This is a genomic window from Enterococcus sp. LJL99, assembly GCF_054871725.1.
The window spans coordinates 132,746-156,732 of sequence record NZ_JBTXLT010000008.1; the positions used below are offsets into that span (position 1 = coordinate 132,746).

Here is a 23,987-nt window from a genome sequence, read left to right on the forward strand (position 1 = left end):
GGGAACTGTTTTTTTGATATGTCAGGAGAATGGCGTCACCATAGTTCAAAAATCCATTCAGCCTGAATAAATTAGTTAAGGATAGTGAATATAATTCATCGTACATCCTTGGTTCTCATAGCCAAATATTTATTGTTCCAACCTGTATTTGAAGAGAGTCTACTCATGATTAATTAATAGACTTTGAGTAAAGGAAGCAGTTATAATAAAAGGAAATAAGAATACAAATCAATCAATGAAATAGTTTTGTTTATGAATTGATGGGTGAGGAGAAATAATGGCCAAAAAGAAAAAAAATCAAAAAACAAATGTCATGCGTGTTTTAGAACAACATAAAATTACATATAAAGATTATGGATTTGAGTGGAGCGAGGATCATCTTGGAGCGGAAGAAGCTGCCGAAAGAATAGGGATTGATTATGAACGAGTATTTAAAACGCTTGTGGCAGTGGGAAATAAAACTGGTCCCCTTGTGGCTGTAATTCCTGGAACAAAAGAACTGAACTTAAAAAACTTAGCACAAGCCAGTGGGAATAAAAAAGTAGAAATGCTCCCATTAAAAGATTTAGAAGAAACAACAGGCTATATTCGTGGTGGATGTTCACCAATTGGAATGAAAAAAATTTTTCCGACATTTTTAGCGGAAGAAGCAAAGAGTTATGAACAAATCGTTGTTTCAGCAGGGCAAAGAGGAAAACAAGTAGCATTAGATCCACAAAAAATAGCAGAACTAATCAATGGTAAATTTGCCGAAATTACTGAGTGAGCTAGATTCAATTATTCAACTACTATTGATATTTGTGCAGCGCTTGGCGAGCTAGTGTATCTGCGCCTTTATTTTTACTATCTGGAATCCACTTTGTTAAAAGTAGCGTAAACAAAGGTTCTAATTTTTGGTATTGTTGAAGATAAGGCACAAAAGTTGGATTTTTCGCATGTGCTTTTTCAATTGTTTGGACTACGATTTTACTATCTGAGTGGATTAATATCGTTTCCTTTGTGAAATCATTATCTCTTAACCATTCAAGCGCATAAAGATAAACTTTAAATTCTGCTTCATGATTAGAGCATACCCCAAGCGGAACGTGCAACTGCTCGTGTAGATGATCTCCAGTGATCACAATTCCGCCACCACTAGGACCTGGATTTCCTTTTGTTGCAGCATCGACATAAATTCGTAACATAAAAGACTCCTCTTATTCTTTTCGTTCAAACATTAAATATGTTATTATTATAACACATCGAAAGTAATGAGAGGTTCCTGCAATGAAGAAAAAAATCTACCGCTGGCAACCAGAGGTATCTATTACAATTATTTATTGGTCATGCACATTTGCCATTTTATTTTTAAGTTTGATTTTAACACTTGAGCATACCAAACCATATTTAGCGAGTAATATTGTTTTATGTGTCTTCTTTTTCTTTGTTTATTTAGGGACAAACAGATATTTTTTGATTGGTTCTGAAAATTTGACTATTCATGCTTTATTGCCTATGAATAGAAAAACACTTCCTTTCCAATCAATTAAGGAGATAAAAGTAGGTACAAAGGGGATTAAGATTTACTCCAATTCTTTTGATGAACAAGCCCAATTATTTTTGATGAATAAGAAAACGAAACAAAAATTTGTGGCAGAAATTAAAAAAGTAGTAAATCAAAAAATAGAGATTTCTTATGATGAGAACTTAAAAATGCTCAAAGATTAAAAGTAAGAAAGATTAACTAGTGAAAGAATAAAGGGAAATGAAAAAAGTAAAATGATGTTGGAAAAGAAGTTTTTAACTCCAAGAAATAAGCACAAACTTACGAAAAATCAGAAATAATTTTCGCGAGTTAGTGCTTATTTTTTATATTCAATTCCCTTGTAACGTCGGTTTAGGGTATGATGATTGGTGTATTAGGAATTGTAAAGTTCGCTTCAGAAAGCTCTTTAACATACTGAGCTAAAAAGTCTTCTTTAATGATAGCTTGTTTCCCATTCAACACATACATGGTAGTACGCACCGCAAAATTTCCGTTTCCTAAATCAACCATTCCAAAAATAGTTGGACCATTTTGAATACTATCCTCATATTTTTCTTTTAATCGCTCATTGACACGACTGATGACTGCAATGATTTTGTCATATCCTTCTTCTGGTATAATGCGGACATCAATTTGAATTAGCATATTAGAACGAGAAAGATTACTTATAGTCGTTATATTACGATTTGGAATAAAATGCATGGTACCATCCAATGCTTTTACCTGTGTTGTCCGTAAACCAACGGATACAACTGTTCCCTCAATATTTAAAGCAATCAAACGGATATAGTCGCCCACATTCATTTGTTGTTCTAAAATAATGAAAAAACCAGTAATAATATCATTCATGAATCCTTGGGCCCCTAAACCAATCGCAACACCGGCAATTCCCGCCCCAGCTAATAATGATCCGACTGGAACACCAACTATTGATAGAATAGAATACATGAAAAAGAAAAACAAAATATATTTAAAGGCATTATTCATCAATTTATGCAAGGTATCTAAACGACTTTCACTCAATGTATTTTTGTTACGATAGTTACCATAAGCTCGATCAATCAAAAAGACACCAATTTTATTAATCACTACGAATAAGACACACAATAAAGCAATATAAAGAAGTTTCTCGATAAATGTAGCAAGAATTTGATCCCAATTGATACTATTCCAAAAGCGTTCTAAGGCATTTACTTTTTTTACGGTCGCTTCGGTTAAATTTAAGGTGGAAGAATCTGTTGTTTTTTCAAGTGAAGAAGTGGACGTTGCTTGAAATAAAAACATAATTTACCTACTTTCTTTCTAAAATAATTTATTGCTATTTTACCAGTAAAACTTCCCTCATTAGTTACTATAAACGTAATTTTAAAAAAAAGATAGATTTCTTTCATAAAAATGTAACAAGATAAATGAAAATATGTTACAATATTCTGAAAATAAGGAGTGATATTATGACAATCGATTGGGATAACTTAGGATTTAATTATATAAAAACACCATTTCGCTATGTATCAAGATGGAAAGATGGGAAATGGGATGAAGGAGAACTAACAGAAGATAATCAGTTGAATCTGCACGAAGGTTCAGCAGCGCTACATTATGGGCAACAGTGTTTCGAAGGACTTAAGGCATACCGTTGTAAAGATGGCTCAATTAATTTATTTAGAGTAGATCAAAATTCGAAAAGAATGAATCGTAGTGCGCGTAGATTATTAATGGAAGAAGTACCAGAAGCTAAGTTTATTGATGCCGTTGAAAAAGTTGTTAAAGCGAATGAAGAATTTGTTCCTCCATATGGAAGTGGCGCAACTCTTTATATTCGCCCATTGCTGATTGGCGTGGGAGAAGGAATTGGCGTAAGTCCAGCTCCAGAATATTTATTTACAGTCTTTTGCATGCCAGTGGGCGCTTATTTTAAAGGTGGATTAACGCCTACTAATTTTATCGTTTCAGACTATGATCGGGCAGCGCCACAAGGGACAGGTGCGATTAAAGTTGGCGGAAACTATGCAGCGAGCTTTTTACCAGGTGAAGAAGCCAAAGAAAAACATTTTTCTGACTGCATTTACTTAGATCCTAAAACACATACTAAAATTGAAGAAGTCGGTTCAGCAAACTTTTTTGGAATCACAAATGATGATCGCTTTATTACACCATTATCTCCATCGATTTTGCCAAGTATTACTAAATACTCATTACTTTACTTAGCAGAACATCATCTTGGTTTAGAAGTTGTTGAAGGTGATGTTTATATTGATTCCTTGAATGATTTTAAAGAAGCTGGTGCTTGCGGAACCGCAGCAGTTATTTCACCAATAGGCGGGATTCAATTAAAAGATGATTTCCATGTATTTTATAGTGAAACAGAAGTTGGACCCGTTACACAAAAATTATATGATGAATTAACTGGGATTCAGTTTGGAGATGTCAAAGCTCCAGCAGGATGGATTCGAAAAGTAACTGTTTAGATTCTGATAAAAACCGCTCATTATGAATTAAATAATACTTAAAACAAATGATTTAAAATAGCTAATTGTTATTTATGAATCATTTGTTTTTTATTAAAAGAGCTATTTTCTATTTTTAAGTCGTTTATATCTACCGAAAATCAAGCTGACAAAAGTAATAAATGAACAGATAAAGAAAATAGTAAGTTGTTCAGTATGACCAGCAAATTGAAAATAAATATCCGTAAATGAATAATGAAGATTAAACAGCCACCAAATTGTGTCCAAACAATAGCAAATAACAGTCATCAATAATAATAATTTGTCTCTGAAAGTCCAAGGTGCTTTTCTAGTCAAAAACAAAAATAATCCGATAAAAACTAATGTAATCACAATTACGAGCATTCCTTCACTTAGATGATAACTCAACGTTAGTTCATCCTTTCTATTAGAGAATTGGTTAAATTTTAGTAATCTTTAAAATAATTTTAAACTATATTGTTATATTAAGCGATGATTACGCAGATTATTATCTTTTTTTTGATAAAAAATGTATGATAAAAATAGAAAAAGCAAAAAACGAAAGTGAGTGATTAAGATGGCAAAATTTTACAAGAATCTTAAAACAGGTGCAGTGATTACTGAAGAAGAATACAAAGAAAAAATGATGACTGAAGTCACTGAAACTAGTTCGGATATGGGTGGAATGAGTATGGGAGGCTATAGCACATTTGTTTCCGATGTTTTTGAAGGACAATTAGATGATTTTAATGATTACGTTCCCTTTGATCCAGAACATCCGGAAGAAACAGAATAAAAAATTTCAGAATCAAAAAGAAGAAATAAAGGTGTACTTGAATTTTTGTTTTTAATTGCAATCATCGAGAATATTTTTTCAAAAACAAAAGAAAAGGACACTTTTATTATCAAAGACCACTATTTCTTTAGTTGAATTTCATTGTTCTTTTTGTTATGCTAGAAACTGAATAGAAAGTAAAATGGTTGGGCGAAAGCTTCAAGGATCATGTTCTTCAAGGGGTGAGAAGAACAATTTTTGAGTTTTCGTTTTTTTTTTGCGTTTAAAAATTAAATAGGAAATATGGAGGTGGAAAAAATGGTTTTAGAAGCTTTAGAACAAATTAAAAAGGCTGAAGAGCTAGTAGAAAGCTTAAAAAATGAAAGTCAAATTGAAATTGAAAAATATGAAGAACAAACAAAAAAAGAGTTAGAGAAATTACGTGAAATTAGTTTAAAACGAATGACTAGCCAACTGAAACAAGAACGAGAAAGCATCGAAAAGAGCTTATTAGAACAAAAACAGTGTTTTTCAAACGAGATTCAGCAAAAAAAAGTAGCCTATCAAAAGCAATTTGAACAAAATAAAGAAGCAGCAATAGCTTATGTCTTGGAGAGGGTGGAAAATTTATATGGCAGTCAATAAAATGGAAAAAATTACATTGATTGCAACGAGCAAAAATGAAGAACGAATGCTACAAACGATTCAAGGTCTGCAAGCTGTTGAGATAAAAGAGCTTGCAGTGGGAAACTTAACAAAAAAAGAAGTAACCGATTATTTACATACTGATGCTATTCAGTTAAATGATAACCAGAAAAAAAACTATGAAGAATTATTAGTAAATCTTCAAGAAGCCATGTTATTTATTGAAAGATTTTCAGGAACCAAGAGTAAAAAAAATCGCTTGAAAAGACGAGTTGAACATTTAGAAACAATAGAGGGTTCTTTTGATGAAACGAAATTAACGTTGCAACTTAAAGAAATTGCTGCAATAAAAAAAGAACTTGAAAGAATTCAAACTGAAAAGCAACAAGCCAATAAAGAAGAAACAATACTATCTTATTGGCAATCTTTAGATGTAATTCCTAGTCAAGAACATTTTTCTAGTGTTGATATCTTACTAGGTTCAATGACAAGTGAAAATAAACAAACCTTTATGAATGACTGCCAAAAAAACATGACTATCTATCTTGAAGAAATTTACCAAAATACTAATCACTATTACTTTTGTCTGATATACCCAAAGTATAAAAAGAGTGAGATTTCGCAATTAGTGCAAAATTATTCAATTCAACTTATTGATTATGAATACTCTTGTTTGCCTAAAGAAGCATATAAAAAAGTAAAGCAAAAACAGAAACTTCTAGTTACACAAGAAAGAAAAGTGAAGCAACAGTTAAGTCTGTATAAGCAAAATTTTGAAGATTTTTGTATGGCAGAAGAAATGATTGCTGCTTTTATACAACGGGAGCAAGCAAAAAAACAGTTTGTTTCATTAGATACGTTTTTTATTGCTCAAGGTTGGATACCAGAGGATGAAAAGCAGGCCCTTTTAACTGCTTTTAAACAAAATTCTTTAATGGAAGAGATATACATTCATTTTGAAGAGCCTACAGCAAGTGAAATTAATCAAGATATCCCAATTAAACTGAAAAATAATCGTATTGTTGCTCCCTTTGAAATGTTAACCGAAATGTATAGCTTACCAAAATACCAAGAAGTTGATCCTACGCCTTTAATGACCCCTTTTTATCTGGTCTTTTTTGGCATGATGGTTGCTGATATTGGTTATGGATTGCTGATGTTTTTGGGAGCGATACTAGCTACTCATTTATTTGTCTTATCGAGGTCAATGAAACGATTTGCTGACTTTTTATTGATTTTGTCTTTTCCAACGATTGTTTGGGGTTTTATTTATAGTTCGTTTTTTGGTATTAGTTTACCAACTGAAATAGGAGGTATTCATCTGCCATTCCCACTTTTATCAACAACTGAAGATATTAATACGATTTTGATTCTTTCTGTAATTTTTGGACTGATTCAAATAATTGTTGGTTTAATGCTCAATGGGATAGAGCTAACAAAACAAAAACGATATTTAGATAGTATTAATGAAAGTTTTGCTTGGTTAGGCTTATTATTTGGAGTCATTATGGTTATTATCAGTAAATCAATTATGAGTAGTCAGCTCTTATTTTTAATTGGCTTGTTTTTAATTGTAGTTTCAGCGATATCTATTGTATTAGTTCCGACAGTTCAACATCCTTCAAAACCAAAAGGATTTGCTAAAGGTCTGTATGGCTTATATGGAATGACAGGCTATATTGGCGATTTAGTGAGTTACACTCGATTAATGGCTTTAGGAATTTCAGGTGGGAGTATTGCCGCTGCTTTCAATATGTTAGTTTCATTTATGCCGCCAGTTGCTCGATTTTCAGTTGGTATTTTGCTGATTATTGTTTTGCATATTTTAAATCTATTTTTAAGTTTATTAGGAGCTTATGTCCATGGAGCAAGATTACAATATGTTGAATTTTTCGGTAAATTTTATACTGGTGGAGGACGAGCTTTTCGGCCATTAAAAACTGAAGAAAAATATGTGAATATAGAAAGAAAATTAATCAACAAAATGGAGGAAAAGAATAAATGATCGATTACTTAATTAATAATAATGGTGGTATTATTTTTGCCGTTTTAGGAATGGTAGTAGCAACGATTTTAGCAGGGATTGGTTCAGCCAAAGGCGTTGGTTTTACAGGAGAAGCAGCAGCAGCTTTAACGACTGAACAACCTGAAAAATTTGGACAAGCACTAATTTTACAACTATTACCAGGGACACAAGGCTTATATGGGTTTGTTATTGCTTTCTTAATTTTTATCAACCTTAGTAATGATTTAACGATGGTTCAGGGATTAGATTACTTTGTAGCTTCGCTTCCGATTGCTTTTGCTGGCTTGTTTTCAGGTATTGCTCAAGGTCGAGTTTCAGCAGCAGGTATTCAAATTTTAGCTAAAAAACCTGAACATGCAACTAAAGGAATTATTTATGCAGCAATGGTTGAAACTTATGCAATTTTAGGCTTCGTTATTTCTTTCTTATTAGTTCTAAATGTAAAATAACAGGAGGAAGAAAATGAATGCAATCGAAAAAATAGTTGAAGAAATTATTGAAAATGGGAAACAAGATACCAATAAATGGGAAGAAGAGCGCATGAAAGGAATCAAAAACTCTTTTGAAATTGAAAAAGAAGCCCTTTTAATAGAAGAAGCAAAACAAATTGAAAAAAATCAAAAGCAACTAACTTTGTCATTGAATCAAAAAAGAAATCGTCAACAACTTGAAACAAGACAAGAATTACTAAATAAAAAACAATTTTATTTGGAGCAATTATTTTCAGAAGTTGTTACTAGGATGAACCATTGGTCAATAGAATCGTTTCAATCTTTTGCAAAACAAATAATCGTTGATTTACCTTTAGAGGGAGAAATAATGGTTTATTTGGGTGAATTTTCGAAAGAAAAAGTTACACAAAAATGGTTTTTAGACCAAAAAAATGAGCAGAAACAATTTATACTTTGTGATGAAGTCATTTCTGGAGAAGGTGGGTTACTTTTTTCAAAAAATGGTGTTGAGTACAATTGTTTGTTTTCAAATTTAGTTGAAGAAATAAAAAAAGCTGAGAGCTTTAATGTTGCAGAAAAATTATTTCAGTCGGAGGTACTAAATGAAGATTCCCTCATATAATCAACTAAATCCCTTAGTCCGTATTAAAGAAATGGAATTGCTAACTGAAAAACAATATGAGCAGCTCTTGACTGCTAAAAATGGTGAAGCGCTCGAGCGCGTTTTTCGAAGTACTATCTATGCTCCTTATCTCACAGATGGTTTTCTTAATCGTTTTGATAACATTTTAGGTGTTGAAAGAGGACGATTTTATGAGTGGTTGTATAATTTGGCTCCTGAAGCAGAGATTATTTCGATTTATACTTCTCGATTTACTTTTCATAATTTAAAAGTATTAACAAAAGCTCAAGTACTACAACAAAATTTAGATTATTTGTTTGTTTTTGATGGTTGTTATTCAATCGAAACACTAAAAAGTGCAGTTCAAACTAAAAAATCTAGTGAGTTGGATCCATTTCTATTGGACGCGATTATCGAAGTATTTGATTACTTGAAGGAAGCTACCGATTATCAAGCAATTGATATTATCTATGATCGACTGTTTTTGACCTATCAACGTCAATTAGCAGAAAAATTAAGCTATCCAGAAGTCTTAGAAGAAGTACAAGCGTTTATCGATTTAACTAATATATCAACTATGGCAAGAGGAATCAGGCAAAAACAACATAAATCATTTCTTTCGACTGTTTTATCAAGTTCAGGAACGATTCAAAAAAAAGAATTGCTGAATTATTCAGAGCAAAATTTGACACAATTTAGTCAGTATTTATTAACAACAAAATACCATTCATTAATTGCATCAATTTTGGATACAGAAACGCAAACGGTAAATCTAATTGAATTTGAACAAAAAAAAGATGAATATTTAGCGAAAAAATTTGAAAAATACACTGTAGTTGCATTTGGTCCGTTACCACTTTTAGCATTACTTCACGCGAAAGAACTTGAATGGAAGAATCTACGATTACTTTTAGTTGGTAAACGAAATAATTTTCCAGTAGAACAATTGCGAGAAAGGATACGATGAGGGAATGAATTATAAAATTGGTGTGATTGGGGAGAAAGATTCAGTAATGCCTTTTAAATTATTAGGATTTGATGTGGTGTATCAAGAATCTCAAAATCAAGTTCGCTCAACGATTGATCAAATGGCGAAAGAATCTTATGGACTAATTTTTATTACTGAAAGCACTGCTGAGATGGTTTTGGAAGCAATTGAACGATACAAATCTTCTTTAGTACCAGCAATCATCTTAATCCCTAATCAAAATGGTAGTAAGGGAATTGGTTTAAATGAAATTCAACAAACAGTTGAAAGAGCAGTCGGTCAAAATATTTTATAAAAATCGGTTCATTTGATTGAGAGAAGAATTTAGGATGAGCGAATTTATGGATTAATCGTTTCGATGAGATTGTGATTGATTTACATTATGAAAGAGTTATCTAAGCAATCAGTTGTTTTAGATAAACGATTAAAGTAGGAGGAAAGAACGTGCAAAAAGGTGAAATTATCAAAGTTTCAGGTCCTCTAGTTATGGCAAAAAATATGGCAGATGCAAGTATTCAAGATATTTGTCATGTAGGTAATTTAGGCGTGATAGGCGAAATCATTGAAATGCGTGGAGATGTTGCATCTATTCAAGTATATGAAGAAACTACGGGAATTGGACCTGGCGAACCAGTGGTCACAACTGGCGAACCTTTGTCAGTTGAATTAGCTCCCGGACTTATCTCACAGATGTTTGATGGGATTCAACGTCCTTTAGATACATTTGCGCAAGTAACAGATAGCTACTTTTTAGGTAGAGGAATACAAATTACGGCTTTAGATCGAGAACGTAAATGGCTCTTTGAACCAATTTTGACAGTTGGGATAGAAGTTGAAGCAGGTGATGTGATTGGGATTGTTCAAGAAACAGCCATTATTCGACATAAAATTATGGTTCCATTTGGAGTCGAAGGTATTTTGATGGTAGTTAACTCTGGTGAATTTACTATTGAGGATACAATCTATACTATTAAGACCCCACAAGGAGAAAAAAACTTTTCCATGTTACAAAAATGGCCAGTACGAAAAAGTAGACCTATTTCTGAAAAAAGAAATCCGACCGTTCCTTTAATGACAGGGCAACGAGTGATTGATACCTTTTTCCCTGTAACTAAAGGAGGTGCTGCCGCAGTGCCTGGACCTTTTGGCGCTGGGAAAACGGTTGTTCAACATCAAATCGCAAAATGGGCGGATGTTGACTTAGTTGTTTATGTTGGTTGTGGTGAACGTGGCAATGAAATGACGGATGTTTTAAATGAATTTCCTGAATTAATAGACCCTGAAACGGGCGAATCGCTGATGAAACGAACGGTTTTGATTGCTAATACGTCAAATATGCCTGTAGCAGCCAGAGAAGCTTCGATTTATACTGGGATAACCATTGCAGAGTATTATCGCGATATGGGGTATTCTGTTGCGATAATGGCGGATTCAACTTCACGTTGGGCAGAGGCTTTACGTGAAATGAGTGGTCGGTTAGAAGAAATGCCAGGGGACGAAGGATATCCTGCTTATTTGGGAAGTAGACTGGCAGAATATTATGAACGTGCTGGTCATGCAATCGTGCTTGGAAAAGAGCAGCGTGAAGGAAGTATTACTGCTATTAGTGCCGTTTCTCCATCTGGCGGAGACGTTTCAGAACCAGTGACTCAAAACACACTACGAGTAGTAAAGGTATTTTGGGGCTTAGATGCGACTTTAGCGCAAAAACGCCATTTTCCATCAATTAATTGGCTTCAAAGTTACTCACTTTATGATTATGAAGTTGCTAACTATTTAACACAAGAATTGGGAACAGACTGGTCCAAAATGGTAAGCGACGGGATGCGGATTCTCCAAGAAGAAGCACAACTAGATGAAATTGTTCGTTTAGTGGGAATCGATTCTTTATCGGACAAAGATCGTTTGACCTTAGAAACAGCTAAATCAATTCGAGAAGATTATTTGCAACAAAATGCTTTTGATGAAATAGATACGTTTACTTCTAGAGAAAAGCAAGTTAAAATGCTACGCTTAATTTTGACCTTTCATAGTGAGGGACAACGTGCGTTAGATTTGGGTGCTTATTATACCGAAATTATGAATGGAACAACTGAATTAAGAGATCGAATTGCTAGAAGTAAATATGTACATGAAGAAGAACTTGAAAAGTTGGCTCTTCTTGAATCCAGTATCAAAGAAACAATCATGAAAATAATAGCTGATGGAGGGATGACGAATGATTAAGGAATATCGAACAATCAGTGAAGTCGTTGGTCCTTTAATGATTGTTGATCAAGTTGAAGGAGTAAAATACGAAGAATTAGTAGATGTTCGTTTGCAAAATGGAGAAAGTCGTCGAGGACAAGTTCTTGAAGTAGCAGGTGATAAAGCCATGGTGCAAATATTCGAAGGAACAAGCAACCTTAATATTCGTGATTCAAAAGTCCGTTTTTTAGGTCATCCTTTAGAATTAGGCGTATCAGAAGATATGATTGGACGAGTTTTTGATGGGTTGGGAAGGCCAAAAGATAAAGGACCAGCAATCCTACCAGAAAAAATGGTCAACATCAACGGAGAAGTCATCAATCCAGTTGCTAGAGATTATCCAGATGAATTTATCCAAACAGGAATTTCAGCAATTGATCACTTGAATACTTTAGTTCGTGGGCAAAAATTACCTGTTTTTTCTGGATCTGGACTTCCACACAAAGAATTAGCGGCACAAATTGCTCGTCAAGCAACAGTCTTAAATAGTGACGAAGAATTTGCTGTTGTTTTTGCGGCTATTGGTATTACGTTTGAAGAGGCAGAATTCTTTATGGAAGATTTTCGACAAACGGGTGCAATCGATCGCTCTGTTTTATTTATGAATTTAGCGAATGACCCCGCAATTGAGCGAATCGCAACACCTCGAATGGCTTTAACGGCAGCTGAATATTTGGCCTATGAAAAAGGCATGCATGTATTAGTGATTATGACTGATATGACCAATTATTGTGAAGCCTTACGCGAAATTTCTGCTGCTCGGCGAGAAGTTCCAGGTCGTAGAGGCTATCCAGGCTATTTATATACGAATTTAGCAACTCTTTATGAGCGTGCAGGAAGAATTCGCGGAGTTAAAGGATCCGTTACACAAATTCCTATTTTAACGATGCCAGAAGATGACAAAACACATCCAATTCCTGATTTAACCGGCTATATTACAGAAGGGCAAATTATTTTATCTCGCGAATTATACAAAAGTGGTATTCAGCCACCGATTGATGTATTGCCTTCCTTATCACGCTTGAAGGATAAGGGAACAGGGGCAGGAAAAACGCGTGAAGATCATGCAGCCACGATGAATCAGTTATTTGCTGCCTATGCACAAGGAAAACAAGCGAAAGAATTAGCTGTTATTTTAGGGGAGTCGGCATTATCTGAAATTGATAAAATCTATGCTACTTTTGCTATTAGATTTGAAAAAGAATATGTAAATCAAGGCTTTAAAGTTAATCGACCAATTGAAGAAACCCTTGACTTAGGTTGGGAATTGCTGTCTATTTTACCTAGAACAGAGTTAAAACGAATTAAAGATGATATGTTAGAGGAATTTTTAACAGAAGGAGCGTAATAGAATGGTCCGATTAAATGTAAATCCAACACGTATGGAGCTTAATCGTTTAAAAAATCAATTAACAACAGCTAAAAGAGGCCATAAGTTACTAAAAGACAAGCAAGATGAATTAATGCGTCAATTTATTATTTTAGTAAAAGAGAATCATACATTAAGGATTCAAGTTGAAAAAGAATTAAGCTCAGCATTGAGTCATTTTGTATTAGCCAGTGCCACAATTAATGAATCTTTCATCGAAGAATTAGTAGCCATACCTGCGACCAACGTTTTTTTAGATGTTATCGAGAAAAATATCATGAGCGTGGCGGTCCCAATAATGAATTTTGATTATGATCAGACACTTTCTGAAACACCGCTTTCCTATGGTTATCTTAATTCAAATGCTGAATTAGATACATCATTTACTAAAATAACCACTATTTTACCAGAACTTTTAAAGTTATCGGAAGTAGAAAAAACGTGTCAATTGATGTCATCAGAAATAGAAAAAACGAGAAGAAGAGTTAATGCACTAGAATATTTGACGATTCCTCAATTAGAAGAAACGATTCATTATATCAAAATGAAACTAGAAGAAAACGAACGTAGTGAAATTACTCGCTTGATTAAAGTTAAAAATATGTAAGGTAAGCTTGTATCGAATTCAACTGCAACTCTAGATTTTTGATGGAGATGACTCTAAAAAATAAGCACTAAAAGTTAGCAACATCGCTAACTTTTAGTGCTTATTTTAGGATATTCATTTTGTTGTAATTCCCATAATTGATCGGTTAGCTCAGAAATAACTGAACTACCATTTTTCCCATCTGTATAGATAGCTAAAATAAATGGATGGTCTGTTTCTAAAATACCAATATCATGAATAAAATTATCATAAGAACCTATTTTATGGGCTACTTTACCACTAGTAGTTGCCGTATCCATTCGTTCGTGAAAAACGGTTTGTTTCATATAATCATAAATCGTTTGGTATTCAGAATTTGTTGCTTTTTCTTGATACAGCTGAGATAAAACTTCTGCTGCTTCGTTTGAGGATAACTCCGTATTCTCAGGATCTGTATCACGTTGGAAAAAGTGCTGTGTGATTGCTTTTTTTCCAGCTTTATCTCCACCAAAAGTATCGTAAAGCATATTTTTAGCAATGTTATCAGAATAAACAATATTGTATTCCTGCAAAGTTCTTAAAGAGTAAGTGGGTTGAATGTTATTAACAATAATCCCCGTTCCTTCCTCGTAATCATCTTTTTCCTTGTAGATTAATTGATCTTCCCATTTCAGCTCACCATTGGCTACTTTGTCTGCAATCATCATAGCTAAGGGGACTTTAATCGTACTAGCGCTAAAAAAGCGCTGCTCACCATTTACAGCTATTTTTTCACCTGTAGTTAGATCAATATATGTGATTCCAATTTTCCCATCAAAAGAAGTAGCTGTTTTATTGATTGTTGCAGCAATATTTTCATAAAAAGTAGTCAATTCAGTGGATTTTTCTTCCACTATACTATTTTTTTTCTCTTCAATTGGTATGACAGCAGCTTTTTGGGAAAAAGCCAACTCATGCGCTAAATCAGTCTCTTTGGCATAATCAACAGTATGTGGGGAAAAAAAGAAAGATAAAATCAGGAAAAAGCTAAGAGAAAAAATTATTCCGTACAAAGACATTCTCTTTTTTTCCAATAAAATAAGTTCCTTTCTATTTTCTATTTTTATCAAAAATATTAAAGAGGTAACCACAACTATTTAATCATTTTTCTATTTTGATTGCAAGTCGAAAAGAAAAAAATTTAATTTCTCTCCTTTAAGTTCTGTTTAAGTTACAACCTTTATAGTTATGGATGTCAACAAGTCATTATTTAGGAGGAAGAAAAACATGGATTTTATCAAACGAGCATTATTAAGTATGAAAACGAAAAAAGGGCGAACCTTTTTATTATGTTTGGTTTTTTCAGCCATACTAATATTTGTTTTAGCTGGGTTAACGATTCGAAGTGCAGCATTGACTGCCACTGAAAATGCAAAAAAAAGTGTTGGAGCGACCGTCACGTTGTCGGCTAATCGAGAAGCGGCAATGAAAAAAACGGAAAGTTCTGATGGAGAAAGACCAGATCCTGGAAGTTTCAGTTTAACGCCTGTTAATTTGGAGGACGCAGAAAAAATTGCTGCACTAGATAACGTGAAAACTTATTCATTTATTTCCTCATCGTCTGCTGGAGCAACAGATGATATTACCCCCATTTCAAATGAGGATACATCGACATCATCTTCTACAGAAGCAAATTCAGATACGAAAACTGAACAAGGAATGGGCGGTGGTCCAGGTGGAGAGATGCAAGGAGGTGTGGGTGGCGATCAATCAGCGATGACACAGAGTGATTTCCAAGTCAGCGGTGTTTTAGACCTGTCAATGCTAGCAGCCTTTTCTGAAGGGACTGCAACATTAACGAGCGGTGAGTTGATTACTGATGAAGACAAAGATACTAACAATGTAGTAATTGAAAAAACGTTAGCACAAGCAAATGATTTAAAAGTAGGAGATACGTTTAAAATCACTAGTCCAGAAAATGAAGATACTACCTATGAAGTGACGATCAAAGGCATTTACGAAACCTCTGAAAGTGGCGATAGCATGGGAATGATGTTCAACTTTTTGAATCCATCTAATACGATTTATAGTTCTTATACTTTTGCGAATACTCTTAAAGGAGAAGATTCTGAAAAAACAATCGATTCAGCTGTTTATACTTTAAGTGACCCTAAAGAAATGGATAGTTTTGTAGCTAGTGCTGAAAAATTAATTGATACAGAAAGTTTTAGTCTACAAACCAATGATCAAGCCTATCAACAAATGTTACAACCTTTAAATAATGTAGCAAGTTTTGCAAAAAATATCGTGATTTTAGTTGCGATTGCTGGAATCATTATTTTGACTTTGATTGTTATGATGACCATTCGTGAAAGAAGATATGAAATCGGTGTGTTACTGTCACTAGGAGAGTCTCGCTTCAAAGTTATTTTACAATTCTTTAGTGAAATTATTGTTTGTATGGTGATTGCTTTAGCGATTGCATCGTTCAGCGGAAATATCGTTGGGAATGTGGTAGGTGAGCAATTGATCCAACAACAAACGGAATCTACACAGCAAAACACTCAAGGGAACAATGGTGGCCCTGGTGGTGGGCAAGAGCAAGGTCGAGGCAATGGTGGAGGTGGAATGATGGAAGGCGGATTTGGTGGAATCGGCGCAAGTTCTAAAGAAGCTGCAGCAGAAATCCAAGATTTAAATATCTCAGTAAAACCAGCTGAAATCGCAACCTTAGCGGGCTTAGGACTCCTAATCAGTTTCTTTTCAATTTTATTAGCATCTGTTGGGATTTTACGATTACAACCGAAAAAAATATTGACGACCTAGATAGGGATATAGAAAAGAGGAATGGATATGTTACAAGCACAAGAGATCGGTTATTGGTACCAAAACGAAGAAGATTATTTATATAAAAATGTCAATCTTGATTTTCATCGAGGAAGAATGTATGCAATTTTAGGAGCCAGTGGTTCTGGTAAAACAACTTTTTTGTCACTAATTTCTGGATTAGATGTCCCAAAAACGGGAATGATTTTATATAATGGAGAATCACTAAGTAAAATTGGTTTGCGTAATTTTCGTAAAAATGATGTATCGATCATTTTTCAGGCATATAATTTACTACCGTATATGTCTGCTTTAGATAATGTTCTTACGGCAATGGTAATCTCGGGATCAAAACAGGAAAACCGAGAAGTTTATGCACTTGAGAATTTAAAAAGTGTCGGGATTGATGAAACGTTAGCCCGAAAAAACGTTACACAGCTTTCAGGTGGACAACAACAACGAGTAGCAATTGTACGAGCATTATGTTGTGATCATGAATTAATCGTGGCAGATGAACCCACAGGAAATTTGGATGAGCAAACGTCAAAAGATATTGTTCAACTTTTTCAAAAAGTAGCGCATGAACAACAAAAGTGTATTATCGTCGTCACTCATGAACAGGATGTCGCAAAAGCATGCGATGAAGTGTACGAACTAAAGCACAAAGAATTTCACTGTATAGAAAATAACTAATCTTTTGAAATTCAAACAGTACAGAAAAACAAGACAACCTCTGCTTAAAAGTAGTAGGTTGTCTTGTTTTTTATCAAAATAGTATTTCTAGTTTTTATATGTGACCGTAAACAATCACGAAAACATCTATGACTCTTTTATTTCATTGTAGAAGTTACTTTTTCATCGATTCTTAAAAATGGCAGGTAAATAAATACACTAGCTGCAATAATTACTATTTGAAGCACAGCAGCTCGCCAATCCCCTGCAGTTGCTAGAAAACCAGAAATCACAGGAGGGGTAGTCCAAGGGATTTGAACAACCACATGATTGATTAATCCAGCAGCTGTCGCAAAATAAGCAACAGTTAATGAAAAAATTGGTGCTAAAACAAATGGGATAATCAAGCTCAAATTAAATACAATCGGTAAACCAAAGATAATAGGTTCACTAATGTTGAAGACAGCTGGTGCCACAGAAAGCTTGGCAAAATCTTTATAATCTTGTCTACGACTAAAAATAAAAATAGCAATTAATAAAGCAATTGTATTCCCTGATCCGCCCATTACAGCAAAGGTATCTTTAAAGGCCATATTAATGATGTGAGGAATTTCTTCTTTATTTGCATAAGCAGTCATGTTTTCTTGCATATTTTGCAATAAAAATGGATCAAGTAATGAACCAGAAATAACTGCTTGATGAATACCGAAACCAAAAAATAGATTTGCGATAGAAGTAATCAGCAAGAAACCTGGCAAACCAGTTGTTACTCGACTTAATGGACCTGTAATGACGTTTGTGATCAAGGTATTGACATCTTGTTTAAATAATTGATTGACACCAAAAGACAAAATTGCAAAACTTGTAACGGTTATCATAATTGGGATCAAAACATTAAATGATTTGGTAACAGCCGGAGGAATGTTTCCAGAAAGATTGATTTGTAGTTTTTCCATTCGAGATAACTTAATGAATAATTCCGTTGCAAACAAACCAATAAAAATTCCAACAAACATTCCAGAAGCCCCTGTATGACTTAAAGGAATAACGCCAGTCACTTCAATCGTGTCAGTTGCTCCATCTGGTAAAAACATCGTTTTCATTGGAGTTAGCACAATAAATGTCGAAATTGCAACTAATACCGCTGCAATTTGGTTCAAATAATTACGACTCATACACATATGGTAAGAGACTGCTGCAACGACAAGTAAGGTTGTGATACTCAACGTCCCATTTCCGATTGAAATACCAATTTCTTGAATCGTTGTTAACGTGCTCGGTGCGATTATTTTCCCCATAAATCCAGTAGGTTCTAAAATGACATAATTGATCAATGTTACAAAGCCAGCTAACATCATAAAAGGCATAAAAGTTGCAAAAGCATCGCGTAAGGTTCTTAAATGGATTTGATTCCCTAATTTTGTTGCAACATAACCAAATTTTTCAAAAACTTTATCTTTTTTAGTTTCTCCCATTTTATTTGCTCCTATACAAGTTTATTTTTGTCGTAGTAAAAACCATTTTCATCACTTAATTGTTTATAGAATTCACCACTTTTTTTGATGGTTCGTTTTTGTGTTGCTAAGTCTAATGAGACTAAACCGTAACGGTTTTTATAAGCGTTGATCCAAGACCAACAATCAATAAATGTCCATAGATGGTATCCTTTGATATTTGCGCCTTCTTCAATTGCTTTCCATAGATAAGCAAGGTGGTCTTTGATATAGTCGATGCGGTAACTATCAATAACTTGACCTGTAACCTCATCCATAAAACGTTCTTCATTCGCAACGCCCATTCCATTTTCTGAAATAAATGATTCAATATTGCCATAGTTGTTTTTGATATCCATACAAAGATCATAGATGCCTTTTTCGTAAATTTCCCAACCACGATATTCATTCATTTTTCTTCCAGGCATGATATGAAGCTCAAAAAACCAATCAGGTAAAAATGGACCTTCTTGATTAATAGCGGTTAGTCGTGCTTTCACACGTCTTGGCTCGTAGTAATTCAATCCAAGAATTTGCGCAGTATTTTCTTTAATACAAGTTAAATCAGCTGTTGTATAGTCACTAGGTAATTGATCATACTCACGTAAAAGGTCAACTAATTTTTTAGGAAAAACACCTTTGACCATCGGATCTAAAAAACTTCGAGTATAAAATAAATCCGCAATCTCAGCTGCTTTTACATCGGCTGAATTCTGACTTCTCGGGAAAGTCGGACTAAGATTTAAAATCACACCGATTTTTCCTGAAACTTCTTTTTCTTTGAAAACTTTGATGATTTTAGCATGGGCTAAAATAGTAAAGAAGGCTGCTTGTGCACCACGTTTGAAATCAACTAAATTCGGGTAATGAAAATCTTCTAAATAACTACCTAAAATCGGTCCTAATGGTTCATTTGATGTAAACCAGTAAGAAACTAAGTCACCAAACTCTTCGAAACAAGTTGTTGCAAAATGAACAAAAGCATCAACGACAATTCTAGATTCCCAACCACCTTTATCTTGCATGGCAGCAGGCATATCAAAATGATACAAATTAGCAAAGACCTTGATTCCATTCTGATTCATTTCAGAAAAAAGATTTCGGTAAAAAAGAATCGCTTTAGGGTTCACAGCTCCCTGACCACCATTTGGAAACATACGAGCCCAAGAAATCGAGACTCTAAAAGAATTATGCCCTGTTTGTTTCATCAACTGTACATCTTCTTTATAGTGATGAATATGATCTGTAGCAATTTCTGAACTAATTTGATTGTAAAAGCGAGTAGGTTGCTCACTAAACCAGCGTTCCCAAACTGTTTCAGCTTTTCCTGTTTCGCCACGGCCTTCTGATTGTTCGGCAGACCATGCTGATCCCCACCAAAATTCTTCTGGAAAATTTAATCGTTGTTTATTCATGATAGTCTCCTTTAGTTGCTTTAATACCCAAAGAATAACACCGCTTTCAAGAAAGTTAAACAGTTTTTTGACGAAACAATACATTTTATTTTAAAAGTATATATCTTTGTGTTTTTCAATTTGACAGAAGTTATTATATGATAGATAATTTAGTTATATTCGAATAAAAAGATATAGCTTTAACTATATCTTTAACAGTGAGGGCATATAGATGAAAATTGATTCAAAATATATGAAAGTTTATATTGATATAAAAAATAAAATCACGAATGATTATTATTCAGTCGGACAAAAGCTTCCAGCAGGAGGGGAGCTAGCTCAAATTTATCAATGCAGTAAACTTACGGTCAAAAAAGGATTGGATTTATTAGTAAAGGAAGGGATTTTGCGTAGTCGAAGCGGGTATGGGACAGAAGTGTTGAGAAAACCAATGGATACGACGCATGTTTTCGGGCCAAATGCAGGATTGCTAAATATTGTTGGAGAGGAGCATGTGACATCTAAAATTCATAGTTTTTCTATTGAGATACCAAGTGCAAAAGTTGCTAAATTACTTAAAATCACCAATAAAGATTATGTGTATAATATTGTTCGAAGTCGATACATTGATCATAAACCTTATTCGATTGAACAAACATTTATGCCATTGTCACTGATTCCAGGTTTACAACCAAAGCATCTAGAAAAATCAGTTTATAACTACATTACGCAAGAATTGGATTTGATGATCCAAACCTCTCATTTATGGATCAAGGGAGATGTAGCAAATGAAATGGATAAAACGTTTTTGTCTGTTGCAGATGGTTTTTTTATGATTGAAGTTGAAAAAATTGTTTCGTTAGAATCTGGAAAACCGTTTGAATACTCTGTCACTCGTCATTTATATAGTGACTTTGCTTTTGAGGCTGTTTTTGTTCAAAATCGATGATTTTTGCACATGCTAAACGACTTTTTTTAGGAAGGGAAAAATTATGAGTAAAACAAAATTAACCAGAGATCATATTGAAAAGTCTGGTCTTCAATTGTATAGCTTGAATTCAGGGCAGAGTGCCGTTTATAATATTGGTAATACAACCACAATTAATAGGGGGGCGATTGCATATCTATACACCAAATGAAATAGTTAAATTTGTAGAAGGAAAAGTAAATCTTCATGAAATAACTGTTGATGATATAAGTAAATCATTTATGGATAGTTTGAAATTTAATGCGTGGGCATTCACAGGCTTTTTGGCTGATAAAAAATCGTTTAAATTTAAACTTTACAAAGTAGAAAAAGATGTAAATAGTGAAAATTATTTCTCAAAGGAATTAACAGATTTTTCTCCAATAAATGATGATGACGAAGACTTACTACTAATTGTTGATGAAGCCTACGGTTATTTCTATACTAATAATTCTTACCTCCACACAGAGATAACTATAAATATTATTGAGGCTCAAAGAATTGATTCTAACAATTACTTCGAAGTAAACTTCTTAAACTCATTAAAATCTTATATTACGCAAAATAGGACGTAAGTCCGAATAAAAACAAACACTTTTATATATTGGTGTTAGTATTAAATCTTAGACAACTTTTCGTAGAGACAAAAATAAATTAAACTTATCTACGAGAGGATGAATTTTTATGACCCAATATGAAGAAAATTTTAAACAGATGATTGTTGAACTGAATCAAACTGGACGTTCAGTTCGAGGATTGGCGAAAGAATATGGCTTATCTGAAGCGACGATTTACAAATGGAAGAATTTATATTTACCTAATCAGTCCACAGGACTGACTGGAAATGAAGTAGCTGAACTAAAAAAAGAAAATGCTCGTTTGAAAGAGGAACTTGAAATCTTAAAAAAAGCCGCAGCCATATTCTCTCGAAAAACCTAAATTCGCTTATTCAGTTTATTGAAAAATGGTGTACGGACTACACTGTTTCTTTGTTATGTCGGTTATTAGAAATCCCTAGAAGTGTCTATTATTTTTATAAAAACAAGCCATTGACAGCTACAGAAATCAGAAATAATACGCTGAAAGAGACTATTTCGACAATTTTTTTTTACGAATAAACAACGCTATGGTGCCTCCAAAATCCATCAAGTTTTATTAAAAGATGGCATTTCAGTATCTCTTAAACATGTCCAAAAGCTAATGAAGCAATTAAATTTAAGATCGATTGTAGCAAAAAAATTTAGACCTCAACAGTCAAATAAAACGATTATTTCAAAAGAGAACATATTAAATCAGGACTTTTCTACTCAAACTATCTGTGAGAAATGGGCGGCTGACATTACTTACATTCCTACTAAGAAAAACGGTTGGTGTTACTTGTCTTCCATCATGGATCTACACACGAAAAAGATTATTAGCTATACATTTTCAAAAAGAATGACTGTGGATTGTGTCATTCAAACGTTGAATAAAGCAAAACTACACTATCACATTCCGGAAGGAATGATTCTACACACTGACTTGGGCAGTCAATATACAGCAACAAAAGTAGAAAAATGGCTTGAAACCAACAAAATAAGGCATTCCTATAGTAGAAAAGGAACACCTTATGATAACGCAGGAATCGAATCTTTCCATGCCTCATTGAAAAAGGAAGAAGTTTACACGACTAGCTACTCAAATTTTGAAGAAGCAAATCGTGCACTATTTAGCTATATTGAGGGATTTTATAACCGGAATCGAATTCACAGTTCCATTCACTATCTAACCCCTCAGGAGTTTGAAGAGTTGACAAAAGAAAAGATGACATAACTGTCTCTACTAAAATGTGTCCAAGATATTGACTCTAATCCACTACTTATAAAAATTTTACTGAAGTAAAGAATAATGGAAATAAAAATACTTCTTATTTTATTGGCTTTTCTATATGGTATAGCTTATTTTTCGGAATAATATTATTAGGTGTTGGAGTCAGTTTAGTTTTCCACTTATTCTAATTGTTAGCTATTAAAAAATTTATTATATAGCAATTAAATCAATATTCAATTAATATTTTTCACAATCTTTTTAGATTGAAAAGATTGTGAAACCAGGAGGTGTTTAGGTAGACCAATCGAAAATCACAAAGTAAGCCCACCAATCGCTTGACTGGTGGGCTTACTTTGTGATAATCGGGATTATGTGACCTTGTACTTTTAATAACATACTTAACTATTTTTTTTAATTTCTTTAATGAAATTTATTATACCTAACAGAGAAACTGACAAAGCAAAATAATTTATTTCTTCAAAATTACTTTTGAAGGCGTTGTAAGTAAAATATCCGAAAATTCCTAAAAAAAAGATTAAAATGAAACTACTTAAATAGACAGAGATTTTCTTCTCAACTTTTTTATGAAGTAATTCTTCCTTAAAATTTATGTCCTCTTTTATCAACTCGTCTAAGGTAACATCAAATAGGTCAGATAGTTGTATGATATTTGATATATCAGGATAACTTTGTCCTCTTTCCCAGTTTGAAATTGCTTGGCTAGACACATTTAACATTTCAGCTAATTTTTTTTGAGACCATTCTTTTTCTATTCGTAACACTTTTATTTTTTCACTTATAGACAAGATTGTTCACTCCTTTTTATAAGTAAAAGTATACAGGGCAGTAAACTTAGATGTCACTAAACTATTAAGTGTTTAGGGTAAAGTGTTGCTTGAGTTGTTTTAAAAATAGCAAGTGTGATACGAATAGAGATGAAATTTTTTTACTTAGAATAATGCGATTTATGTAAATTAAAAGTAATCTTCATCATTTATTGTATAGGAAACACTTAAAAATTGAAACAAGAGAAAAACGTCTATATTTTGTAGATGTTTTTCTTTATGTCAAAAACGAAGAATTTTGGTTAGATTTTGGAAGAGTGGATACTTTAGATAAATTTGTTTCGTGTATATAAAAAATT

The 23,987-nt window shown here is 33.4% G+C and carries 24 protein-coding genes, 1 pseudogene and 1 other annotated feature; of the genes and pseudogenes, 18 read left to right on the forward strand and 7 right to left on the reverse strand.

All coding sequences use genetic code 11. The features are described 5' to 3' along the window. The first annotated feature begins 277 nt into the window (after nt 1-277). Nucleotides 278-766, forward strand: a complete 489-nt coding sequence (gene ybaK, locus ACYSNW_RS12930; protein WP_461745120.1) for a Cys-tRNA(Pro) deacylase — start codon at nt 278-280, stop codon at nt 764-766. Nucleotides 767-788: 22 nt separating this feature from the next. On the opposite strand, the gene ACYSNW_RS12935 is transcribed toward ybaK, so the two are convergent. After that, nucleotides 789-1,184 carry a ribonuclease HI family protein gene (locus ACYSNW_RS12935; protein ID WP_461745122.1) on the reverse strand — a complete coding sequence of 132 codons (396 nt, stop codon included), beginning with the start codon at nt 1,182-1,184 and terminating at the stop codon, nt 789-791. Nucleotides 1,185-1,266: 82 nt separating this feature from the next. Between ACYSNW_RS12935 and ACYSNW_RS12940 the strand changes: the two genes are divergently transcribed. Beyond that, nucleotides 1,267-1,707 (forward strand): EbsA family protein, encoded by a 441-nt coding sequence (locus tag ACYSNW_RS12940; RefSeq protein ID WP_461745124.1) that lies wholly within the window; start codon nt 1,267-1,269, stop codon nt 1,705-1,707. 169 nt (nt 1,708-1,876) lie between these two features. Here ACYSNW_RS12940 and ACYSNW_RS12945 read toward each other — a convergent pair whose 3' ends face one another. Beyond that, nucleotides 1,877-2,809 carry a mechanosensitive ion channel family protein gene (locus ACYSNW_RS12945; RefSeq protein ID WP_461745125.1) on the reverse strand — a complete coding sequence of 311 codons (933 nt, stop codon included), beginning with the start codon at nt 2,807-2,809 and terminating at the stop codon, nt 1,877-1,879. A gap of 167 nt (nt 2,810-2,976) precedes the next feature. Here ACYSNW_RS12945 and ACYSNW_RS12950 point away from each other — a divergent pair, with 167 nt between their 5' ends. Continuing rightward, entirely contained in the window at nt 2,977-3,993 is a 1,017-nt protein-coding gene (locus ACYSNW_RS12950; RefSeq protein ID WP_461745127.1) for a branched-chain amino acid aminotransferase, read from the forward strand. A 102-nt stretch (nt 3,994-4,095) separates the two neighbouring features. Here the strand turns inward: ACYSNW_RS12950 and ACYSNW_RS12955 are convergent, their stop codons facing one another. Next, entirely contained in the window at nt 4,096-4,401 is a 306-nt protein-coding gene (locus ACYSNW_RS12955; RefSeq protein WP_461745128.1) for a hypothetical protein, read from the reverse strand. 169 nt (nt 4,402-4,570) lie between these two features. On the opposite strand from ACYSNW_RS12955, the gene ACYSNW_RS12960 reads away from it, so the two are divergent. The 10 genes from ACYSNW_RS12960 (at nt 4,571) to ACYSNW_RS13005 (ending at nt 13,724) form a co-directional block, all read left to right on the forward strand. Further along, entirely contained in the window at nt 4,571-4,789 is a 219-nt protein-coding gene (locus ACYSNW_RS12960) for a hypothetical protein (RefSeq protein ID WP_461745130.1), read from the forward strand. Nucleotides 4,790-4,972: 183 nt separating this feature from the next. After that, nucleotides 4,973-5,020: a sequence feature (sodium ion sensor (DUF1646 type); this cis-regulatory element may regulate processes involved in with the transportation of sodium ions), on the forward strand. Between the two features lie 66 nt (nt 5,021-5,086). Beyond that, a complete protein-coding gene (locus ACYSNW_RS12965) occupies nt 5,087-5,413 on the forward strand; it encodes a hypothetical protein (RefSeq protein ID WP_461745132.1) in 327 nt (108 codons plus the stop codon). Then, the gene (locus ACYSNW_RS12970; protein ID WP_461745134.1) at nt 5,400-7,418 is read left to right on the forward strand and encodes a V-type ATP synthase subunit I; all 2,019 of its coding nucleotides are present in this window, start codon (nt 5,400-5,402) and stop codon (nt 7,416-7,418) included. The genes ACYSNW_RS12965 and ACYSNW_RS12970 overlap by 14 nt, the downstream gene beginning before the upstream one ends. Further along, complete coding sequence (locus ACYSNW_RS12975) at nt 7,415-7,888, forward strand: V-type ATP synthase subunit K (RefSeq protein WP_461745136.1); 474 nt, start codon at nt 7,415-7,417, stop codon at nt 7,886-7,888. The genes ACYSNW_RS12970 and ACYSNW_RS12975 overlap by 4 nt, the downstream gene beginning before the upstream one ends. A gap of 13 nt (nt 7,889-7,901) precedes the next feature. Then, nucleotides 7,902-8,513, forward strand: coding sequence for a hypothetical protein (locus tag ACYSNW_RS12980; protein ID WP_461745137.1), 612 nt, complete (start codon nt 7,902-7,904; stop codon nt 8,511-8,513). Then, on the forward strand, nt 8,494-9,480 hold the full coding sequence (locus tag ACYSNW_RS12985) for a V-type ATPase subunit (RefSeq protein ID WP_461745139.1): 987 nt from the start codon (nt 8,494-8,496) through the stop codon (nt 9,478-9,480). The genes ACYSNW_RS12980 and ACYSNW_RS12985 overlap by 20 nt, the downstream gene beginning before the upstream one ends. A gap of 4 nt (nt 9,481-9,484) precedes the next feature. Further along, entirely contained in the window at nt 9,485-9,796 is a 312-nt protein-coding gene (locus ACYSNW_RS12990; RefSeq protein ID WP_461745141.1) for a V-type ATP synthase subunit F, read from the forward strand. A gap of 149 nt (nt 9,797-9,945) precedes the next feature. Then, nucleotides 9,946-11,727, forward strand: a complete 1,782-nt coding sequence (locus tag ACYSNW_RS12995) for a V-type ATP synthase subunit A (protein WP_461745143.1) — start codon at nt 9,946-9,948, stop codon at nt 11,725-11,727. Continuing rightward, nucleotides 11,720-13,096, forward strand: coding sequence for a V-type ATP synthase subunit B (locus ACYSNW_RS13000; RefSeq protein WP_461745145.1), 1,377 nt, complete (start codon nt 11,720-11,722; stop codon nt 13,094-13,096). The genes ACYSNW_RS12995 and ACYSNW_RS13000 overlap by 8 nt, the downstream gene beginning before the upstream one ends. 4 nt (nt 13,097-13,100) lie before the next feature. Continuing rightward, nucleotides 13,101-13,724: a V-type ATP synthase subunit D gene (locus tag ACYSNW_RS13005; protein WP_461745146.1), complete on the forward strand. Its 624-nt coding sequence runs from the start codon at nt 13,101-13,103 to the stop codon at nt 13,722-13,724. Between the two features lie 86 nt (nt 13,725-13,810). On the opposite strand, the gene ACYSNW_RS13010 is transcribed toward ACYSNW_RS13005, so the two are convergent. Next, entirely contained in the window at nt 13,811-14,761 is a 951-nt protein-coding gene (locus ACYSNW_RS13010) for a serine hydrolase (protein WP_461745180.1), read from the reverse strand. Nucleotides 14,762-14,969: 208 nt separating this feature from the next. Here ACYSNW_RS13010 and ACYSNW_RS13015 point away from each other — a divergent pair, with 208 nt between their 5' ends. Both ACYSNW_RS13015 and ACYSNW_RS13020 read left to right on the forward strand, forming a co-directional pair. Beyond that, nucleotides 14,970-16,508 carry an ABC transporter permease gene (locus ACYSNW_RS13015; protein ID WP_461745148.1) on the forward strand — a complete coding sequence of 513 codons (1,539 nt, stop codon included), beginning with the start codon at nt 14,970-14,972 and terminating at the stop codon, nt 16,506-16,508. Between the two features lie 27 nt (nt 16,509-16,535). After that, a complete protein-coding gene (locus ACYSNW_RS13020; protein ID WP_461745150.1) occupies nt 16,536-17,201 on the forward strand; it encodes an ABC transporter ATP-binding protein in 666 nt (221 codons plus the stop codon). 137 nt (nt 17,202-17,338) lie between these two features. Here ACYSNW_RS13020 and ACYSNW_RS13025 read toward each other — a convergent pair whose 3' ends face one another. Both ACYSNW_RS13025 and ACYSNW_RS13030 read right to left on the reverse strand, forming a co-directional pair. Next, entirely contained in the window at nt 17,339-18,655 is a 1,317-nt protein-coding gene (locus tag ACYSNW_RS13025; protein WP_461745152.1) for a PTS sugar transporter subunit IIC, read from the reverse strand. Between the two features lie 11 nt (nt 18,656-18,666). Beyond that, nucleotides 18,667-20,088 (reverse strand): glycoside hydrolase family 1 protein, encoded by a 1,422-nt coding sequence (locus ACYSNW_RS13030; RefSeq protein ID WP_461745154.1) that lies wholly within the window; start codon nt 20,086-20,088, stop codon nt 18,667-18,669. A gap of 211 nt (nt 20,089-20,299) precedes the next feature. Between ACYSNW_RS13030 and ACYSNW_RS13035 the strand changes: the two genes are divergently transcribed. The 3 genes and pseudogenes from ACYSNW_RS13035 to ACYSNW_RS13045 all read left to right on the forward strand — a co-directional run bounded on the left by ACYSNW_RS13035 (nt 20,300) and on the right by ACYSNW_RS13045 (nt 22,846). Then, nucleotides 20,300-21,016, forward strand: coding sequence for a GntR family transcriptional regulator (locus ACYSNW_RS13035; RefSeq protein ID WP_461745156.1), 717 nt, complete (start codon nt 20,300-20,302; stop codon nt 21,014-21,016). Nucleotides 21,017-21,183: 167 nt separating this feature from the next. Then, nucleotides 21,184-21,609, forward strand: a complete 426-nt coding sequence (locus tag ACYSNW_RS13040) for a hypothetical protein (protein WP_461745158.1) — start codon at nt 21,184-21,186, stop codon at nt 21,607-21,609. 109 nt (nt 21,610-21,718) lie between these two features. Continuing rightward, nucleotides 21,719-22,846: pseudogene (locus ACYSNW_RS13045) on the forward strand (IS3 family transposase). A gap of 395 nt (nt 22,847-23,241) precedes the next feature. Here ACYSNW_RS13045 and ACYSNW_RS13050 read toward each other — a convergent pair. Beyond that, nucleotides 23,242-23,649, reverse strand: a complete 408-nt coding sequence (locus ACYSNW_RS13050; protein ID WP_461745160.1) for a helix-turn-helix domain-containing protein — start codon at nt 23,647-23,649, stop codon at nt 23,242-23,244. Nucleotides 23,650-23,987 lie beyond the last annotated feature (338 nt).

Excerpts from the sequence above, each read along its gene's own strand:
- ybaK (WP_461745120.1), top strand. The coding sequence starts at position 278 with ATGGCCAAAAAGAAAAAAAATCAAAAAACAAATGTCATGCGTGTTTTA.
- ACYSNW_RS12935 (WP_461745122.1), bottom strand. The coding sequence starts at position 1,184 with ATGTTACGAATTTATGTCGATGCTGCAACAAAAGGAAATCCAGGTCCT.
- ACYSNW_RS12940 (WP_461745124.1), top strand. The coding sequence starts at position 1,267 with ATGAAGAAAAAAATCTACCGCTGGCAACCAGAGGTATCTATTACAATT.
- ACYSNW_RS12945 (WP_461745125.1), bottom strand. The coding sequence starts at position 2,809 with ATGTTTTTATTTCAAGCAACGTCCACTTCTTCACTTGAAAAAACAACA.
- ACYSNW_RS12950 (WP_461745127.1), top strand. The coding sequence starts at position 2,977 with ATGACAATCGATTGGGATAACTTAGGATTTAATTATATAAAAACACCA.
- ACYSNW_RS12960 (WP_461745130.1), top strand. The coding sequence starts at position 4,571 with ATGGCAAAATTTTACAAGAATCTTAAAACAGGTGCAGTGATTACTGAA.
- ACYSNW_RS12965 (WP_461745132.1), top strand. The coding sequence starts at position 5,087 with ATGGTTTTAGAAGCTTTAGAACAAATTAAAAAGGCTGAAGAGCTAGTA.
- ACYSNW_RS12970 (WP_461745134.1), top strand. The coding sequence starts at position 5,400 with ATGGCAGTCAATAAAATGGAAAAAATTACATTGATTGCAACGAGCAAA.
- ACYSNW_RS12975 (WP_461745136.1), top strand. The coding sequence starts at position 7,415 with ATGATCGATTACTTAATTAATAATAATGGTGGTATTATTTTTGCCGTT.
- ACYSNW_RS12980 (WP_461745137.1), top strand. The coding sequence starts at position 7,902 with ATGAATGCAATCGAAAAAATAGTTGAAGAAATTATTGAAAATGGGAAA.
- ACYSNW_RS12985 (WP_461745139.1), top strand. The coding sequence starts at position 8,494 with ATGAAGATTCCCTCATATAATCAACTAAATCCCTTAGTCCGTATTAAA.
- ACYSNW_RS12990 (WP_461745141.1), top strand. The coding sequence starts at position 9,485 with ATGAATTATAAAATTGGTGTGATTGGGGAGAAAGATTCAGTAATGCCT.
- ACYSNW_RS13000 (WP_461745145.1), top strand. The coding sequence starts at position 11,720 with ATGATTAAGGAATATCGAACAATCAGTGAAGTCGTTGGTCCTTTAATG.
- ACYSNW_RS13005 (WP_461745146.1), top strand. The coding sequence starts at position 13,101 with ATGGTCCGATTAAATGTAAATCCAACACGTATGGAGCTTAATCGTTTA.
- ACYSNW_RS13010 (WP_461745180.1), bottom strand. The coding sequence starts at position 14,761 with ATGTCTTTGTACGGAATAATTTTTTCTCTTAGCTTTTTCCTGATTTTA.
- ACYSNW_RS13015 (WP_461745148.1), top strand. The coding sequence starts at position 14,970 with ATGGATTTTATCAAACGAGCATTATTAAGTATGAAAACGAAAAAAGGG.
- ACYSNW_RS13020 (WP_461745150.1), top strand. The coding sequence starts at position 16,536 with ATGTTACAAGCACAAGAGATCGGTTATTGGTACCAAAACGAAGAAGAT.
- ACYSNW_RS13025 (WP_461745152.1), bottom strand. The coding sequence starts at position 18,655 with ATGGGAGAAACTAAAAAAGATAAAGTTTTTGAAAAATTTGGTTATGTT.
- ACYSNW_RS13030 (WP_461745154.1), bottom strand. The coding sequence starts at position 20,088 with ATGAATAAACAACGATTAAATTTTCCAGAAGAATTTTGGTGGGGATCA.
- ACYSNW_RS13035 (WP_461745156.1), top strand. The coding sequence starts at position 20,300 with ATGAAAATTGATTCAAAATATATGAAAGTTTATATTGATATAAAAAAT.